A 17939-nucleotide genomic window follows, 5' to 3' on the forward strand; every position below is an offset into this window, starting at 1 on the left:
CGGGCCTTTAGAATGAGAAATCGGACAGCGTGTCCGGCATGCCGACGTCGATCGTGGCTTGTTCGTTTTCGGCGCGTTTGGCCGGATCCCAGATTTCAAAGTGCGTCAGCATGCCGGACAGGATCACCTCGCGGCCCAGGCCGACGGCGGCACGCAGCTCCGGCGCCACCAGAATGCGCCCGGTAGCATCCATTTCCACGTCGCTGGCATTGCCCAGCAAGATGCGCTGCCAGCCACGGGCCGACATCGGCCAGGCGGCGATCTGGTCGCGCTTGGCTTCCCAGACGGGGCGCGGATACATCAGCAGGCAGCCGTCCGGGTGCTTGGTCAGCGTGAGGCGACCTTCGCACTGTATTGACAGTGCGTCACGATGCTTGGCGGGAATGGACATCCTGCCTTTCGCATCGAGAGTGATCGCGGAAGCGCCCTGGAACACGGCTGTACTTTCTCTTCAGAACCTGGTTTGGATAAATCTGTTGTTGGTTTTGGGTGGCGCCGTTTCCGCCCCGCTATCCCACAAAACTGCACTTTTTCACACAGGTGCCCACTTTAAAGGTCGGCACGACAGTGGTCAAGCGATTTCCAATTGGTAAAAGTCGATTTTTACTAATGAAATTAAGGACTTAGCGCGTATCGTTCAAGCAGTCTCAACACAGAAAACGTCGACAAATCAGGTACCTAGGCTATTTAGTGCATGTGCTACCTCATCTACAGCGCAGCATGAATCGCTGCCGAGTGGCAAAGAACAAAATTTGAGAAAAATATAATGTTGCCATGAAACAACGGCTGAGTAGCGGCCCGACAACGGTTTTCTCAGCCATAAAAGCCGCCTGGCTGTCGCCGTTTCCCGACACTGTATCCGCATACAGGCAGGGTTTTCGGCGCAGTAAGTACTACCAGAAACACGGGGCCAAATTATTAATAATGCAATGACTCCAAGGGATTAATAATTGCTGAAAATTCCTTGTGGAAATAACATGTATAGACAACTTTGCATGCTTAAAGGTGTTCTCAGCGGCAGGGCGCCGCATTTTCCGCTGCTTTCATGAGGAAAGCAATGTCATCTCGCGCTCCCGGGCAATATGCGCCCCATATGGGAAGTGAGTACTTCTTCTCATGCCCATTAGACAAGTTCGTGACGCCCGGTCTGAAGAGCGTCGCGGCGTTTTCGATCGAACGATGCAAACCGTTGCGTTGACGCAATTCGTATTTCTTCTCGGGATCAGAGAATCACCTCTCTGGACTTTCCGAGAGGAAATCAATGAGACAAACCGACGCCACCTTCATCCCCAGCGTGTGGGAGCGCCTGACCGTACCTTCGACGCCTTCGCTGCTGACTCTCGAGCAGCACAAGCGGGCCATTACGCGACCAGTCCCGGTCCGCGACGGTCGATGGCAACCTGGCGTGCTGGTCCGGTTGGCGTGTGCCGGCGTACGACAAAGCTGGGCCGGGCATCCACAGCTGTTCAATAACGCAACGGAGGACATATGAAAAGTTCCCAGGGACTTGTTGCCCTGCTCAGCATTATGTCGATGATCGCATTTGCCGGATGTGCAGGCATTTCATCACCAGTCTCCCGACCCCCTGTGGACACGACCGGAAGCGATGCTGAAGCAGCCAGGCAGTTCAAGGCCCAGGTGGTGGGTGTGCAATGGCTGAGCCCGTTGCAACGTCGCGACTATTCAACCGAATGGCAATTACTGTGGACGCTCGGTCTCGCGCGGCCTAATGTCAACGATGACCAGGTCAGGGGAAACCCGAAGAAATACACGACGCTGCAAGTCATTGGCTCCATAGCCTTCGGGGACGACGGCAAGGAAACATTCAGCGCTTACCATGCCGGATATATAGATGAGCTCATCGTACCGTTCCATGACATCTACTTCTCGAGCTCCCGGTATTTTTATAATGCCCATTCATTGAAAGACCGGACCACCTGGCGCGAGCTGGCCGGGATTCATATCGAATATGCGCTTCCGGCGCAAAACCTGGATCCTGTCGAGGCCGCCAACTATACTCGCGATCGAATCATCAGTACTTTCAGTATCGGAAACAAGAACTTTCCCACCGCCTGGTCGCGAGCGACTCCGCCGGAGGTGCGCGTAACAACCGGCGGGGCCAATGCGGGTTTCACTTCCTTGTCCGCCGCACTGGACTACCTCAAGGCGCATCCCGACAAAACCGTCTGGGCCATGAATTGGGACGCGCCAAGCCGCCCCAAGGACGAGCAGTTGAACGAAAACATGGTGTTGCTCGTCCTGGCCGGGCCCACCTTCAAGACCGACCGCGACCCGCTCGCCTGGATAGCTTATCCGGCGAGTCACCACACTGAAGGCCTGGAAAGGAAGCCGGGCCCGCCAGCGCAGGTCGGCCACGTGTGGCAGGCCACGATAGCGAAGGCCATTGATAACGCGAGCAAGCGGGCTGCCGACATCGGCTACGTCATCCACGACGCCAACTACCTCACCGCCGGCTCACCGGAACGCATCGTCAATCTCGCCAACGCCGTCTCCCACGAAGTCGCGGGGTTCGATTTTGTCGGGAAGTCTTTCAACACGCCAGCCCTGCTGGGCGAGATGGGTGCCGGCACGGCGCTGACGAATGTCGCCCTGGGCATCGCCTACGCCAACCATATCGGCGCAAACGTACTGGTGGCGGGAACGTCCGACCCGGCAAGGCCGACCGCGGTGGTTGTCATCCCACCGGCGAAAGCGCGGCCAATCGATCACGATAAACCCTGGTTTCGTGCCCGCAGCGAAAACACCGCCCACCTGATGTGGTGGGGGCTGCGCCACGATCACGGACCTTATACGCAGGGATATTCCCGGTAACGAGGGAGCCCCATGAAGGAGCCATCCGCCTGCACGCTCTTTCGCGGCTGAACATCGACCAACCCCCCGGCAACGTTCAATCCACTTCCCAGCCGCGCGAGCGCTCCACCGCCCTGCCCCAGCGCGCCAGCAAGGCGGCGCGGCGGTCCTCCGGCATGGCCGGCTCGAAACGCCGCTCGCATTGCCACTGCGCGGCGATTTCCTCCATCGACGACCAGAAGTGCACCGCCAGGCCGGCCAGGTACGCCGCGCCGAGCGCGGTGGTTTCCGTCACGCGCGGGCGCAACACGGGCACGCCGAGCAGGTCGGCCTGGAATTGCATCAGCAGGTCGTTGCGGGCGGCGCCGCCATCGGCGCGCACTTCCAGCACCGGCTGGGCGGCATCGCGCTGCATGGCGGCCAGCAGTTCCGCGCTTTGATAGGCGATCGCCTCCACGGCGGCCCGGGCGATGTGGGCGGCGGTGCTGCCACGCGTGAGGCCGACGATGGTGCCGCGCGCGTACTGGTCCCAGTGCGGCGCGCCGAGGCCGACGAAGGCCGGCACGAGCATTACGCCGCCGCTGTCCGGCACGGATGCGGCCAGCGCTTCCACGTCGCCCGACTGGCGGATGATGCCCAGGCCGTCGCGCAGCCATTGCACGGTGGCGCCGCCCATGAACACGCTGCCTTCCAGCAGGTAGCAGGGGCGCATGTCGTCACTGCTGTGCAGGCGCCAGCCCACCGTGGACAGCAGCCGCTCGTGCGACACGGCCGGGCGGGCGCCGGCATGCATCAGCATGAAGCAGCCGGTGCCATAGGTATTCTTGACCATGCCGGGCACGTGGCATGCCTGGCCGAAGGTGGCGGCCTGCTGGTCGCCGGCGATGCCGGCCACGGGGATCGGGCTGCCGAACAGGTCGGCGTGCGTGGCGCCGATCTCCGCGCTGGACGACACGACTTCCGGCAGCACCGCTTCGGGGATATCGAACAGCGCCAGCAGGTCGGCGTCCCAGCGCATCAGGTGGATGTTGAACAGCATCGTGCGGGAGGCGTTGCTGACGTCCGTCACGTGGGCGCCGCACAGGTTGAACACGAGCCAGCTGTCGACGGTGCCGAAGCACAGTTCGCCGCGCTCCGCGCGGGCACGGGCATCGGGCACATGGTCGAGCAGCCAGGCCAGCTTGGTGGCGGAGAAGTAGGCGTCCAGCTCCAGGCCGGTGCGGTCGCGGATCAATGCCGCCTTGCCGGCCGCGCGCATGGCGTCGCACTGGTCGGCAGTGCGGCGGTCCTGCCATACGATGGCGGGTCCCACCGGGCGCCCGGTCTCACGCTCCCACAGCACGGTGGTTTCGCGCTGGTTGGCGATGCCGATCGCGCGCACCTGGGCGGGGCGCACGCTGGCTTCGCGCAGCACCTGGCGCGCCACGGCGAGCTGGCTGGTCCAGATGTCGTCGGCGTGGTGCTCGACCCAGCCGGGCCGGGGGAAATGCTGGGGGAATTCCTGCGCGGCGCAGCCGCCGATGCGGCCTTCGTGGTCGAACAGGATGGCGCGCGAACTGGTGGTGCCCTGGTCGAGGGCGAGGATGTAGTTCTTCATGACCGAATCAAGTGAAGCAAGCCGATAGGCCGGATTCTGTTACGGCACCGGCAAGCCGGTGCTATGACAGCCATTCCTCTAGGCGACGGATTACTCCGCCGCTCAAGCTTTCTACCCGCACGCTCCGCGAGCAACATCATCGCGTGCCTATTTGAAATTGCACCAGGTGGAGGTTACCGCGTTTCACCGTAACTTAATACGCTCGTCTCTGTGGCCCTATTCCTCGCCTTATACCCCGAAAGGCTTTCAGCGGACGGCCGTTAACCGTCACCCCGCTCTGTGGAGTCCGGACCTTCCTCCCGCCAACGCATTGCTGCGCCGGCCAGCGGCTGTCTGGCTTGCTTCGGGCGCTATTGTACCCGATCGCCCGCCGGGGCCAGAACACGTTCGCCGCAAAACGGAAATCGATGTCGCCATTTCAAAAGCCCGCGGCCGACCCGCGCTCTAGAATGCCGCATCATCCAAAGAGGCCCACATGACCCATCCATCCCGTTCCGGCGGCCAGATCCTGGTCGATGCATTGAAGATCCACGGTGTCGACACCGCGTTCGGCGTGCCCGGCGAAAGCTACCTGGACGTGCTCGACGCGCTGCACGAATCGGACATCCGCTTCGTGATCAACCGCCAGGAAGGCGGCGCGGCGTTCATGGCCGACGCCTACGGCAAGATGACGGGCAAGCCGGGCATCTGCTTCGTCACGCGCGGGCCGGGCGCCACCAACGCATCGATCGGCGTGCACACGGCCTACCAGGATTCCACGCCGATGATCCTGTTCATCGGCCAGGTGGGCGGCGACTTCATCGACCGCGAAGCGTTCCAGGAAGTGGACTATCGCCGCATGTACGGCCAGATGGCGAAATGGGTGGCGCAGATCGACCGCGCCGAGCGCATTCCCGAGTACCTCGCGCGCGCCTTCCAGGTGGCCACCAGCGGGCGCCAGGGCCCCGTGGTGCTGGCCCTGCCGGAAGACATGCTGGTCAGGCAGGCCGCCGTGGCCGACACCCGCCGCTACCAGCCGGTGCAGGCCAGCCCGTCGCAGGCGCAGGTCGATACGCTGCGCGCCATGCTGGCCGGGGCGCGGCGCCCGCTACTGCTGCTGGGCGGCAGCGGCTGGACCGGCCAGGCCTGCGCCGACATCGCCCGCTTCGCCGAAGCGAACCAGCTGCCGGTGGCGTGCGCCTTCCGCTACCAGGACCTGCTGGACAACGACCATCCCCACTATATCGGCGACGTGGGCATCGGCATCAATCCGAAGCTCGCCGCGCGCGTCAGGGATGCCGACGTGCTGATCGCGCTGGGCCCGCGCCTGGGTGAAATGACCACCAGCGGCTACAGCGTCATCGAGGCGCCGCTGCCGCGCCAGCGGCTGGTGCACATCCACGCCAGCATGGAGGAACTGGGCAGCGTCTACCAGGCCGAGTTGATGATCGCCAGCGGCATGCCGCAGGCCGCGGCGATGCTGGCGGCGATGGCGCCGGTGGAGGCGCCGGCCTGGGCGGGCAGCGTGACGCAGGCAAAGGAAGAGCTGCGCGCATGGCAGGCGCGCCCCGCCATCTTCCAGGATGGCCAGGCGCCGCTGGACCTGTGGCAGGTGGTGCAGCACATCGACGCGCTGGCACCGCACGACACGATCATCACGAACGGCGCCGGCAACTACGCCACCTGGGCACACCGTTTCCACCGCTACGGCGGCATGCGCACGCAGCTGGCGCCGACCAGCGGCGCGATGGGCTACAGCGTGCCGGCCGGTGTGGCGGCGAAGGTCATCGATCCGCAGCGGACCGTGATCACGTTTGCCGGCGACGGCGAATTCATGATGAACGGCCAGGAGCTGGCCACGGCCGTGCAGTATGGGGCGGGGGTGATCGTCATCGTCTTCAACAACCGCATGTTCGGCACGATCCGCATGCACCAGGAGCGCGAATACCCGGGCCGGGTGTCGGGGACCGACCTGGAAAATCCGGATTTCGCCGCGCTGGCGCAAGCGTATGGGGGCCAGGGCGAAATCGTCGAGCGCACCGCGCAGTTCGCGCCGGCGCTGCAGCGCGCGCTCTCCTTCACGCGCGAGAACAACCTGCCCGCCGTGATCGAGCTGCGCTACGACGGCAACCTGATCACGCCGGGCGCCACGCTGGACACCATCCGCGCCAACGCGGCGAAGGAAAAAGCAAAGTAAGCGTCATCTCAAGAAGCAATACCCCAGGGCGGTGTCACCCCAGGGAGAATCATCCCACGGAGCGTCACCCCTGCGACGGCGGCACGGCTTCCCACTTCGGTGCCGCCGGGTCACCGGCCGGCGCCTTCTTGCCGGCCGGGCAGGCGCGGCAAGCCTTCGGCTTTTGCGCGTAGTCGCGCACCTTCTGCAGCGTCATCGGTTGCGACTCGTCGGCGCAATAGCCGCCATCGAGCGTCAGCGTGTTGCCGTCGTTTGAAAACTTGCCGCTGAGCGTGCGCTCCGGCTCGTCCGGCGGCTGCACCGTGAAATACATCATCCGGCCGCGCGGGTCGATGTTGACGTCGTTCGCCACCACGGGCCACGACAGGCCGCCCGCCGTGTATTCGTAGATCACCGTGTCCACCTCGGCAAAGCGCTGCACCGTGATGCGCTGGCCGCCGAATTCGCCGCCGGGCTGCACGCACAGGTCCGAGTACACGGCCATGCCGTAGCGCGGCAAGCCCCCCTTCTCCGCTGCGGTTTTTTTCACACCCTGCGGCGCGGCCATGGCGGCGGTACAGGTCAGCAGCAGTGCAATCGCGATGCTCGAGTTTGTTTTCATTGGCAGGCCGGCAAAGTCAATCTGGCGTCATTCTAACGCACGAAAAAAAACCGGCCCGCGAGGGCCGGTTTGCATGCAGGGTGAAGCGGCTCGCTTAGAACGAGTGACGCACGCCCACGTTGAACGCGCTGTCGCCCGAACCGACTTCGGTGTTGCCGCCGACGGTGAACGCTGCGTTGTTCTTGTTGTCGATCTTGGCGTACGACACATAGCCGGTGGTGCGCTTCGAGATGTCGTGCATGTAGCCGATGGCCCACTGCTTGGCATCGCGGTTCACGGCTTCGCGGTCATCCTTGTAGATGAACGAAGCGATGACCTTGCCGGCGCCAGCCACTGGCACTTGCACGCCGACCAGGCCGTCGCGGCTGTCGCGCGATGCGGCGATCGCGGTGGTGGTCGTGTAGGCGATGCCGCCGGTCACGCCGCCCAGGGTGCCCTGGTTCGGGTAGGCGATGCTGTTCAGGCCCTTGCTGCGGTTGAACATGAAGTAGGCCTTGGCAACCTGGAAGTCATAGTTCACTGCCAGCAGGCTGTTGTGGCCGATGCCGCGCTCGACTGCTGCCGTGGTAGCGGTCGAAGCGGTGTCGTTGTTGCGGTTGTTGTAGGCAACGCGGGCGTTCAGCGGGCCGTTGGTGTACGACACGGCGGCGCTCAGCTGGCGGCCGGCCGACGATTCGGACTGTTCGCCGAAGCCGTAGAACACTTCACCGGCGAAACCGTTGAACAACGGGGTCTGGTACACGACAGCATTGCTGTTACGTACGTTGATGCCGCTGGCCGGGAACAGGTTCTTGGCCGAGCCAGCCAGGCCGGCGGCGAACGGGTCACCCACTTGCACCAGCGCGTTGTACCACGGGGTGTACTGGCGACCGACCGTCAGCGTGCCGGCGGTGGTGGAACGCAGGCCGACGAATGCCTGGCGGTTGAACAGCGTGTTGCTGGTGTTGTCCAGCTGGCCGTCGTCGGTCTTGTAGCCGGTTTCCAGGGTGAAGATCGCGGACAGGCCGCCACCCAGGTCTTCCGTGCCACGGAAGCCGATGCGCGATGCATTGGCGACGCCCGAGGAAACCTTGGTCACGTTGCCGTCTTTACCGCCGCGCTCGGCGACGATACCAGCGTCAACGATACCGTAGATCGTTACATTCGACTGTGCAAAGGCGGCGCTGCTCATTGCGCCCAGAACTGCAACGGAGATTAGAGTTTTTTTCATTACATTTCCTTCAGTTGTGTTGCATCTAAAAAAGTAAAGCAACGGCTAAATTCGGTCTTGCGGTGCCGGGAATCCAATGCTCCGGACCGCTTATGTGTGACGGCAAACCCCGATTTGCCACTGTGCCGCGAGCCTTCGGTAAAGGCGCGGCGCTCACTTATTGTCGCGGCCGATTCAATCGCGCCGTCTTGTTATCAGTGCGCTGGGCACTGGAGGCGGCACTATACTGATGGTTTGCTATTCCATCAAGAGTAAAAATACTTACCAGCCGGGCCAGGCTGGAGGCCTGATCCTGCATGCTGTGCGACGCCGCGGTGGCTTCTTCCACCAGCGCCGCGTTCTGTTGCGTGACCGCGTCCATCTGCGCGATCGCTTCATTCACCTGCACGATGCCGGCGCTTTGCTGCTGGCCCGCGACCGTGATTTCGCCCATGATGTCGGTCACGCGGCGCACGCTGACCACCACCTCTTCCATCGTGCTGCCGGCCTGGTTGACCAGCTTGGTACCGGCCTCGACCTGGTCGACCGAATCGCCGATCAATTCCTTGATTTCGCGCGCCGCCGCAGCCGAGCGCTGGGCCAGGTTGCGCACTTCCGATGCCACCACGGCGAAGCCGCGGCCCTGTTCGCCTGCACGCGCAGCTTCCACTGCCGCGTTCAACGCCAGGATATTGGTCTGGAAGGCGATGCCATCGATCACACCGGTGATGTCCGAAATCTTCTTCGCCGACTCGTTGATCGAGCCCATCCGCTCGACCACCTGCGACACCACCTGCCCGCCCTGCTCGGCAATCGCCGATGCGTTCACGGCCAGTTCATTGGCCTGGCGCGCACTGTCGGAATTGTGGCGAACGGTCGACGTCAGTTCTTCCATCGACGCCGCGGTTTCTTCCAGCGAGCTGGCTTGCGCTTCGGTACGGGACGACAGGTCCACGTTGCCGGCCACCACCTGCTGTGCCGCGCTGGCGATCGTTTCGGTGGAATGCCGGACCTGGCCGACGATGTTGGCCAGGCTGTCGCGCATCGACTTCATCGCGAACAGCAGGCTGCTGTCATCGCCCGCACGGGTACGCACGTCCACGTTCAACTCGCCTGCCGCGATCCGCCCGGCCAGTTCCACCGCGTATTGCGGTTCACCGCCCAGCGTCTTCACGAGCCAGCGGGTGATCAGCAAAGCCGCCAGTGTGCCAAGTACCACCGAGATGGCCAGCAGGGCGGCGATCCAGGCGCGCGACGCATTGTATACCTGATCACCAAATTCTGCCGCCGCGTTGCCACCTTCGCCGTAGTATTTAACCAACTTGTCAACCTGGCCGCGCAAGGCAACGATCAATTTATTGGATTCGCCACGGATCAGCTGCTTGGCCAGCGGCAGGTCACCGGCGCGCACGGCGGCGCGCAGTTTCGCGTCCTCGGCCATGTAGCGATCCCACAATGCCAGGAATTCGCTGTACAGCGCCTGCTCTTCCGGCGTCTTGATCAAGGCCACGTATTCATCCTGCATCTTCTTCAGGTCGACGAGGTCGTTGGCGATCACCTTGTCGTATTTGTCCAGGTCGGCAACCTGGTCGGAAATGATGTATTGCAGTTCACGGGTACGAACGCGGGCGATCTGCGACTTGATGTCCTGGATGACGCGCATGGCCGGCATCCAGCGCGTCGACAGCCCCCTTGCCGTGTCGTTGACCTTGGCCAGCTGGTTGATCGAAAAAATGCCGACGACCGCCGTCAGCAACAGGACCGCCGCAAAGGCAAGGCCCAGCTTGGTTGAGAGCTTGCGCCCGGTTAGCCACTTCATGTGATTCCCTCTTGTCTGTAATGGATGGCAAATTGCCGCACGGCAAAATTTTAGCGCATTGCAGCACGCGACGTGTCGTTCCCTTGTTGAAATGTCCAGAACAAATCCGAATGTGTCGTTTTTGCGTCTGCTTGAAGAAACAATGATGCGCCATGGAAATTCGGTGCGGAGTGGGCAAACTTCCCCGCCGTTGCAGGGTTTCAGCAGCAAATATTTCAGGTCTAAACAATATCCGGTTGCTGCATTGCACCAACAATGCCTTGAAGAAAAATCCTAACTACCTCAAAATGCCATCTTTGTTGCCGTGCGGCAATTACAAGTCCAGGAGTCTTCGTGTTTTCGTCCATTGAGCAATCCGGCAACATCGCTGTTGTCCAGACCAATTTTTCCTGGGGCGACGACTTGCCCCGCATAATCGCCATCGTTGAACGCCACTTCGACGATTTCAACGGCAATGGCTTTTATCCGCACCCCGACGAGGAAGCGCTGCAGCGCGAACTGCTCGCCGTGCCCACGCTGCGCGACTTCGCCGCCCACATGGCCAGCCGCAAGGCACGCGGCCTGGCCATCACCGGCCTGGGCCTGGCCGGCCTGTCCGAAGCGCACCGCAACGCCGTGCTGTATGCGATCGCGCTGACGCAGGGCTTCCCCACGTCGACCGACCAGCGCACCAGGCGCGTGGCATGGGATGTGCGCGCCCGCCCCGGCAGCCAGTCGAAGTTCGTCACCTTCTCCGAACGCACCGGCAACGCCGACATGCACACCGATTCGTCGTTCTACCCGATGCCGGAAGAGCAGTTCCTGCTGTACGTGGTCGCCTCGGCGCGCTGCAATGGCGGCGAATCGCTGCTGATCGACGTGGAAGACATCGTTGCCGAGCTGCAGAAAACCGCGGCGGGCCGCGACGCCTATGCACTGCTGTGCGATACCCAGGTACCTTTCCGCGTGCCGTCGGTCTATGCCGCAGGCGACGACCGGATCGAATTATTCTACGCACCCGTTTTTCATGCCGATGGCCGGGCGATGCGGTGGCGCTACGATTCGATTGAAAAAGGACTTGCAGCCAGGCCCGACTTGGCCACTCCCGAACTGATAGCCGCGCTGCGCCTGCTCAACGAGATCGTCGAAGAGCGTGCGCCCCGTTTCGTGCGCCAGTTGCCGGACGATACGCTGCTGTGGGCGGACAATCACCGCACGCTGCACGGCCGTGCCATGTATACGGACCCGGGCCGCCACCTGATCCGCATCCGCATTTCCAGCACGCCGAATGCGCACCGCATCGGCCCGTCCGGTATTTCGGCGGACTGAGCGGGCACGAATCCGTACCCAGGCAACGATTAGAATCGCACCATGCTCGCTTCCATCATTCCCGTCTTCCTGATCATCCTGCTGGGCGTGGCGATCCGCCGCTTCGGCTGGATGCCGGCCGAGTTCTTCCCCTCCATCGAGAAGTTCTCGTACAACGTCGCGTTTCCGGCGATGCTGTTCGCGGGCACGGCCCGGCTGTCGTTCGAGGGCGGCGAAGTCGGCGAACTGGCGCTGGCCACCCTGGTCCCCACGTTCGCCGTGGTGGTGCTGACGCTGGGCGCGCTGCTGCTGCTGCCCGCGCTGCCGGGCGCCAGCCGCTCGTCCGTCATGCAGGGCGCGATGCGTCCGAACACGTATTTTGGCCTGGCCGTGGCGGCATTGTTCTTCCCGGCCGAAACGGCATCGCGCGTCATGCTGGCGCTGGCGCTGTGCCTGCCGGTGGTGAATGCGCTGGCGGTGATCGCGCTGGCGTGGTGGAGCGGCGCCACGCCGAACCTGGGGACCGTGGCGAAGACACTGGCGCGCAACCCGATCATCCAGGCCACGCTGGCCGGCGTGCTCGTCAGCGTGCTCGGCATCGCGCTGCCGAAAGAGCTGATGAATACGCTGGACATCCTCGGCAAGGCAGCCACCGCGCTGGGCCTGCTGTGCGTGGGCGGCGGCCTGGTGTTTTCCCTGGAAGGCGCGCGCCCCGCAGCGCTTGCCGTCAGCTCCGTGCTGAAACTGCTGGTGATGCCATTGCTGGCGGCCCAGGCCTGCCTGTGGCTGGAGGTGTCGCCGCAGGTGGCGCTGGCAGCCTGTTTCTATTGCGCGCTGCCGGCCGCCCCGAACGCCTATATCATGGCAAAGCAGCTGGGGGGCGATGCCCGCCTGATGGCCTCGCTGATCACGTTGCAAACCCTGCTGGCCGTGATTACCGTGCCGTTGAGCCGGCAGTTCATGCCCTGGCTTGGCGCATGACGGTGCGGGCCACAATTTTTTTCACGTTATTTGTCCACGACATGAACCGTGAAAGCCCATAAATAAAATGCATCTATGCATCCTGCCTGTGCATGTCATGGACAAGTCACACAGGACGCGTGGCCGGCCCTTCCCGCAAGGATGGGCTGTCATTTTTCCCCGGGAAAAGGCATTAAAATGCTGCACGCCCAACGCAGGAGTAGCCCGCGCAGATGAATAACCCGATGCCTTTCTCGCCCATGCCGTGCACGATCAGCGACGTCGAGCGCGATACCGGCGTGGCCAAGGAAACGCTGCGCGTATGGGAACGGCGGTACGCGTTTCCACGGCCGGAACGCGACCCGTTCGGCGAGCGCCTGTATCCAGTCGAACAAGTGCACAAGCTGCGCCTCGTCAAGCGCCTGATCGACCTGGGCTTCCGGCCCGGCAAGGTGATCGGCTATACGGCGCAGGAGTTGCAGGCACTGGCGGAAAAAACCACCTCCGGCAACCGTCCGCGCCTTCCCGACGCCACCGAGCTGACTCCTTACCTGGACCTTTGCCGCAGCCACGACAGCGACGGGCTGCGCCGCAAGCTGTCGCAGGCGTTGCTGGTGATGGGACTGCGCAATTTCGTCATCGACCTGATGGCCCCGCTGACGGGCGCCATCGGCGACGCCTGGGCATGCGGCGACCTCGGCGTATGGCAGGAACACTTGCTCACGGAAACGCTGCAAATGGTCTTGCGCAGCGCGATCTTCTCGATGCCGCCCACCAATCCGCTGGGCGGCGCGCCGCGCCCGCGCATCCTGCTGACCACCACGCCGCAGGAAAGGCATGGCCTGGGCCTACTGATGTCCGAAGCGCTGATGGTGGCCGAGGGTGCCGGCTGTTATTCGCTGGGGCCGCAAACGCCATTGCCCGATATCGTCGAAGCGGCCCGCGCCCTGCAGGTGGACGTGGTGACGCTGTCGTTCTCGACGTCGATGAATACCCGCCACGTGCTGGACGCGCTGAAGGAATTGCGGGCCCGCCTGCCGGAACCGGTGGCCCTGTGGGCCGGTGGAGGCAATGCCGCGCTGCGCCGGCGCGCCCCGGCCTACGTGCAGGTGCTGACCTTGCCCGACGTGGCCGCGGCGCTGGCCGACTGGCGCCACGAACAGCGCAGGCACGCCGCTGCCTGAGCCCGAAGCCCCGAGCCGGCGCACGTCGTAATGCAAGGGGGAACGGCTGCGGGATCGCGCGCCAGCGCTTCCCAAGGCCGGCCGAGCCCGGGGGAAATACTGGAAATACCCTTTCAGCAAGGTTTTCCGGGGCGCTCTGGTAGAATAGCCGGCGCAAGAAACCATTCCCAGCGTGTTACCGGCCACCGCGGCCGCAGCCCCCACACACATGTTCAGCTTCTTCAAGAAAAAAACCGTCACGCCCGACGTGCCGCCGGTCGCACCTGCGGACCTGGCGCCGATCCCGGCTCCCGCTGCCCCTGCTTCGAATCCCGCGCCGGCCGCCGTTGCCGATGCGGTTCCTCTGGCTTTCGACGTTGAAACCGCGCCGCGCCCCGAATCGAAACAATCCTGGATGAACCGGCTCAAGGCCGGCCTGTCGAAAACCTCCGCCAACCTGTCGCTGCTGTTCGTCGGCGCCCGCATCGACGACGACCTGTATGACGAACTGGAGGCGGCGCTGCTGATGTCCGATGCCGGCATCGACGCCACCGAATACCTGCTCGATGCGCTCAAGCGCAAGGTCAAGGACGACAAACTGACCGATGCGGCCGCCGTCAAGGTGGCGCTGAAGGCCTTGATGGTCGACCTGCTGCGGCCCCTTGAAAAACCCTTCGTGCTGGGCCGGCACCAGCCGACCGTGATGATGATTTCCGGCGTCAACGGCGCCGGCAAGACCACCACGATCGGCAAGCTCGCCAAGCACATGCAGGCGCACGGCCAGTCCGTGCTGCTGGCCGCCGGCGACACGTTCCGCGCCGCGGCCCGCGAGCAGCTGATGATCTGGGGCCAGCGCAACAACGTGACGGTGGTGTCGCAGGAATCGGGCGACCCGGCCGCCGTGTCGTACGACGCGGTACAGTCCGGCAAGGCGAAGGGCACCAATGTCGTCATGATCGACACGGCTGGCCGCCTGCCGACGCAGCTGCACCTGATGAACGAGCTGCAGAAGATCAAGCGCGTGATCGGCAAGGGCATGGACCAGGCGCCGCACGAAACGCTGCTCGTCATCGACGGCAACACGGGCCAGAACGCGCTGACCCAGGTGAAGGCGTTCGACGATGCGCTGCAGCTTACCGGCCTGATCATCACCAAGCTGGACGGCACCGCCAAGGGCGGCGTGCTGGCCGCGATCGCGCGGGTGCGCCCGGTGCCCGTGTATTTCATCGGCATCGGCGAGAAGATCGAGGACCTGCAGCCGTTCGACGCCGAAGAATTCGTCGAAGCCCTGCTCGGTTGATGGCTGGGGAACGGAAAAACCGGCCATGATCGAATTCGTCAACGTCACCAAGCAATACACCGCCGACACCACCGCGCTGCGCGACGTCACGCTGACGGTCGCCAAGGGCGAGCTCGTCTACCTGGCGGGCCCGTCCGGGGCGGGCAAGTCCACGCTGCTGAAGCTGATCGCGGCCATGGAGCGCCCCACGTCGGGCCAGGTGACCGTGAATGGTACCGACATCGGCCGGCTGAAAAGCGCCGGCGTGCCCTTCCTGCGCCGCAACCTGGGCCTGATCTTCCAGCAGCAGCGGCTGCTGACCGACCGTTCCGTGCTGGCCAATGTGATGATGCCGATGCTGGTCACCGGCTTGCCCCGTAGCCAGGCGGAAGAACGCGCCCGCGCCGCGCTGGACAAGGTGGGCCTGCTGAGCCGCGCCACCGCCAGCCCGCTGGCCCTGTCCGGTGGCGAGCAGCAGCGCGTATCGATTGCCCGCGCCATCGTCAACCGGCCGCAGATCATCCTGGCCGACGAACCCACGGCAAACCTGGACCGCGCCAGCGCCAACAAGGTGTTCGATGCGCTGCGCGCCTTCAACAAGGCCGGCGTCACGTGCCTGATCTCGACCCACGACGAACTGGTGCTGGACAGCGCCAGCCGCGTGATCCACCTGAAGCAGGGTGAACTGCTGAAGGAGGCCGCATGAGCGTGTGGCTGCGTCAACATGGCTTCGCGCTGGGCGCCGCGGTGGGGCACCTGCGCCGCTCGCCGGGCTCGTTCTTCTTCAACATTCTCGTGGTGGCGATCGCGCTGGCGCTGCCGTTCGCCGGCGTGACGGTGCTGGACAATATCCGGCCGATGTCCGAACAGCTGGCCGTCGACCCCGAACTGTCGGTATTCCTGAAGCAGGACCTGCCGCGCGAGCATACGCAAGGCATGGCCGGTTCGCTGCGCGCGGTGGCGAAGGACGCGCGGATCGTGTTCGTGCCGCGCGAAAAGGCGCTGGAGGAACTGCAGGAGAAAAACGGCGTGGCCGGCGTGATCGACACGCTGGGCGAGAATCCGCTGCCCGACAGTTATATCGTGCGGCTCAATGCCTTCCAGAGCGCGGCGGAAAGCGCGCACGTGGACGATATCGCGGACAGCATCCGCGCCATTCCCGGCGTCGAGTCGGTGCAGGTCGATTCCGAATGGGTCAAGCGGCTGGCCGCCCTGCTGGGCGTGCTGCGCGTGGGCCTGCTGCTGCTGGCGGCCACGCTCGGTACCGTGGTCGTCGCGGTGGTGTTCAACACGATCCGGCTGCAGGTGCTGACGCAGCGCGAGGAAATCCTCGTGTCGCGGCTGATCGGCGCGACCGATACGTATATCCAGCGCCCGTTCTATTACACGGGTGCGCTGCTGGGCCTGTTCGCCGGCGCCGTCGCGCTGGGTGCGGTGGCGTTGTCGCTGCATCCGCTGAACGCGGCGATCGCCGAGTTTGCCCGGCTGTACGCATCCGAATTCCAGCTGGCCCCGCTCGAACCGCTGGCGATGGCGCTGCTGCTGGCACTGTCGGCTGGTCTGGGGCTGGTCGGCGCGGCGCTGTCCGTGCGCCGGCAACTGGCCCGGCTTGCCTGACGCAATTTTCCCGGCGGCCTGCTCTTGCAATCGGGCGGGCCGCCCTTATCTCTTTGTCCACCCCCTCCTGCCGACGTACAAACTCGTTGGCTGCACTCCTACATCCGCCCCCGGATGATCGTGCGTTCACGCACAGAGTCCGCCGCGCCGCGTCGATAATCTTGTCTTACAACCTTTGATCCAGCTCAAATTCTGCCCAGTAACATTGGCGCGCCGAGCCGCGCCCCAGCCCTACCGATTAGTATTGAGCCATAGCAAAGAGGCTATCGAGGCCATAGAATTAGTGAGATTGGCACTCCTCGGTGGAGAGTGCTAATATATGTTCAAACGCAACGTTGAACACGATAAAGTGCCGGCAAGTCTTGACAGCAAGTGCTTGCCGGTGGTTAAGACCGAATTAAGCTCAACGTTGCATGCTGTACGCAAATGTCGCGCTGCAATCCCGCAGCAGGACCATGCAAGACCTTCAAGCGAGGAATGAAAATGACTACCATGTCCGCACCTTCCGCCCTGGTTCCAGCCGGCAGTAGTGCACTGGGACTCGGGTTCAGTGGCAACCTGGGGAACCTGGATGCCTACATTTCCGCTGTAAACCGCCTGCCGATGCTGACGCACGAGGAAGAAGTCTCGCTGGGCCGCCGCCTGAAGGAAAACAATGACCTGAAGGCAGCGGAAAAGCTCGTGCTGTCGCACCTGCGCCTGGTGGTATCGATCGCCCGCGGCTACCTCGGCTATGGCTTGCCGCACGCCGACCTGATCCAGGAAGGCAATATCGGCCTGATGAAGGCCGTGAAGCGCTTCGACCCGGACCAGAACGTGCGCCTCGTGTCGTACGCCATGCACTGGATCAAGGCCGAGATGCACGAGTACATCCTGAAGAACTGGCGCCTGGTGAAAGTGGCCACGACGAAGGCACAGCGCAAGCTGTTCTTCAACCTGCGCAGCCACAAGACCGGCCTGGACGCGATGACGCCGGACCAGATCGATGCGCTGGCCAAAACGCTGGACGTCAAGCGCGAGGAAGTGATCGAGATGGAAACGCGCCTGTCCGGCCGCGATATCGCGCTGGAAGCACCGACCGACGATGAAGACGACAAGTTCTCGCCGATCGCCTACCTGTCGTCCGACCTGTCGGAGCCGACCAAGGTGCTCGAAGCGGAACAGGTGACGCGCCTGCAGTCGGAAGGCCTGGAAACGGCCCTGGGCAAACTCGATCCGCGCTCGCGCCGCATCGTCGAAGCGCGCTGGCTGGCCAACGACGACGGCTCCGGCGCCACGCTGCACACGCTGGCCGACGAATTCGGCGTCTCCGCCGAGCGCATCCGCCAGATCGAATCGGCCGCGCTGAAGAAGATGAAAGGCGCGCTGGCCGCCTACGTGTAAGGCGCCCCGCTCCCTGCAGAACCCGGCCTCGTGCCGGGTTTTTTATTGTCTGAAGAT

14 protein-coding genes and 1 other RNA gene are annotated in these 17939 nt (G+C 63.7%); 9 read left to right on the forward strand and 6 right to left on the reverse strand.

Annotated features, from left to right (window positions below; genetic code table 11):
• Nucleotides 1-7 precede the first annotated feature (7 nt).
• Complete coding sequence (gene mraZ, locus EYF70_RS23750; protein WP_131147600.1) at nucleotides 8-436, reverse strand: division/cell wall cluster transcriptional repressor MraZ; 429 nt, start codon at nucleotides 434-436, stop codon at nucleotides 8-10.
• 1052 nt (nucleotides 437-1488) lie between these two features.
• Between mraZ and EYF70_RS23755 the strand changes: the two genes are divergently transcribed.
• The gene (locus EYF70_RS23755; protein ID WP_229420529.1) at nucleotides 1489-2832 is read left to right on the forward strand and encodes a hypothetical protein; all 1344 of its coding nucleotides are present in this window, start codon (nucleotides 1489-1491) and stop codon (nucleotides 2830-2832) included.
• Between the two features lie 76 nt (nucleotides 2833-2908).
• On the opposite strand, the gene glpK is transcribed toward EYF70_RS23755, so the two are convergent.
• Nucleotides 2909-4408, reverse strand: a complete 1500-nt coding sequence (gene glpK / locus EYF70_RS23760) for a glycerol kinase GlpK (RefSeq protein ID WP_131147601.1) — start codon at nucleotides 4406-4408, stop codon at nucleotides 2909-2911.
• 9 nt (nucleotides 4409-4417) lie between these two features.
• Nucleotides 4418-4753: RNase P RNA component class A (gene rnpB / locus EYF70_RS23765), an RNA gene on the reverse strand.
• 130 nt (nucleotides 4754-4883) lie between these two features.
• Here rnpB and EYF70_RS23770 point away from each other — a divergent pair.
• Nucleotides 4884-6584 (forward strand): thiamine pyrophosphate-binding protein, encoded by a 1701-nt coding sequence (locus tag EYF70_RS23770; protein WP_131147602.1) that lies wholly within the window; start codon nucleotides 4884-4886, stop codon nucleotides 6582-6584.
• 64 nt (nucleotides 6585-6648) lie between these two features.
• Here EYF70_RS23770 and EYF70_RS23775 read toward each other — a convergent pair whose 3' ends face one another.
• The 3 genes from EYF70_RS23775 to EYF70_RS31945 form a co-directional block, all read right to left on the reverse strand.
• Nucleotides 6649-7185, reverse strand: coding sequence for a hypothetical protein (locus tag EYF70_RS23775; RefSeq protein WP_131147603.1), 537 nt, complete (start codon nucleotides 7183-7185; stop codon nucleotides 6649-6651).
• Nucleotides 7186-7279: 94 nt separating this feature from the next.
• A complete protein-coding gene (locus EYF70_RS23780) occupies nucleotides 7280-8395 on the reverse strand; it encodes a porin (protein WP_131147604.1) in 1116 nt (371 codons plus the stop codon).
• A gap of 157 nt (nucleotides 8396-8552) precedes the next feature.
• Nucleotides 8553-10193, reverse strand: a complete 1641-nt coding sequence (locus EYF70_RS31945) for a methyl-accepting chemotaxis protein (RefSeq protein WP_131149310.1) — start codon at nucleotides 10191-10193, stop codon at nucleotides 8553-8555.
• 333 nt (nucleotides 10194-10526) lie between these two features.
• Here EYF70_RS31945 and EYF70_RS23790 point away from each other — a divergent pair, with 333 nt between their 5' ends.
• The 7 genes from EYF70_RS23790 (at nucleotide 10527) to rpoH (ending at nucleotide 17882) form a co-directional block, all read left to right on the forward strand.
• The gene (locus EYF70_RS23790; RefSeq protein ID WP_131147605.1) at nucleotides 10527-11501 is read left to right on the forward strand and encodes a TauD/TfdA family dioxygenase; all 975 of its coding nucleotides are present in this window, start codon (nucleotides 10527-10529) and stop codon (nucleotides 11499-11501) included.
• A gap of 42 nt (nucleotides 11502-11543) precedes the next feature.
• Nucleotides 11544-12461, forward strand: a complete 918-nt coding sequence (locus EYF70_RS23795) for an AEC family transporter (RefSeq protein ID WP_131147606.1) — start codon at nucleotides 11544-11546, stop codon at nucleotides 12459-12461.
• A gap of 224 nt (nucleotides 12462-12685) precedes the next feature.
• Nucleotides 12686-13624, forward strand: a complete 939-nt coding sequence (locus EYF70_RS23800) for a MerR family transcriptional regulator (protein ID WP_165497782.1) — start codon at nucleotides 12686-12688, stop codon at nucleotides 13622-13624.
• A 208-nt stretch (nucleotides 13625-13832) separates the two neighbouring features.
• Nucleotides 13833-14903, forward strand: a complete 1071-nt coding sequence (ftsY, locus tag EYF70_RS23805) for a signal recognition particle-docking protein FtsY (protein ID WP_131147608.1) — start codon at nucleotides 13833-13835, stop codon at nucleotides 14901-14903.
• Nucleotides 14904-14928: 25 nt separating this feature from the next.
• Entirely contained in the window at nucleotides 14929-15588 is a 660-nt protein-coding gene (locus tag EYF70_RS23810) for a cell division ATP-binding protein FtsE (RefSeq protein WP_131147609.1), read from the forward strand.
• Nucleotides 15585-16499, forward strand: a complete 915-nt coding sequence (gene ftsX, locus EYF70_RS23815; protein ID WP_131147610.1) for a permease-like cell division protein FtsX — start codon at nucleotides 15585-15587, stop codon at nucleotides 16497-16499. Before EYF70_RS23810 ends, ftsX begins: the two co-directional genes overlap by 4 nt.
• A 483-nt stretch (nucleotides 16500-16982) precedes the next feature.
• Nucleotides 16983-17882: an RNA polymerase sigma factor RpoH gene (gene rpoH / locus EYF70_RS23820; RefSeq protein WP_131147611.1), complete on the forward strand. Its 900-nt coding sequence runs from the start codon at nucleotides 16983-16985 to the stop codon at nucleotides 17880-17882.
• Nucleotides 17883-17939 lie beyond the last annotated feature (57 nt).

The sequence above is a fragment of the Pseudoduganella albidiflava genome (assembly GCF_004322755.1).
In the GTDB taxonomy this organism is placed as follows: Bacteria; Pseudomonadota; Gammaproteobacteria; order Burkholderiales; family Burkholderiaceae_D; genus Rugamonas; species Rugamonas albidiflava.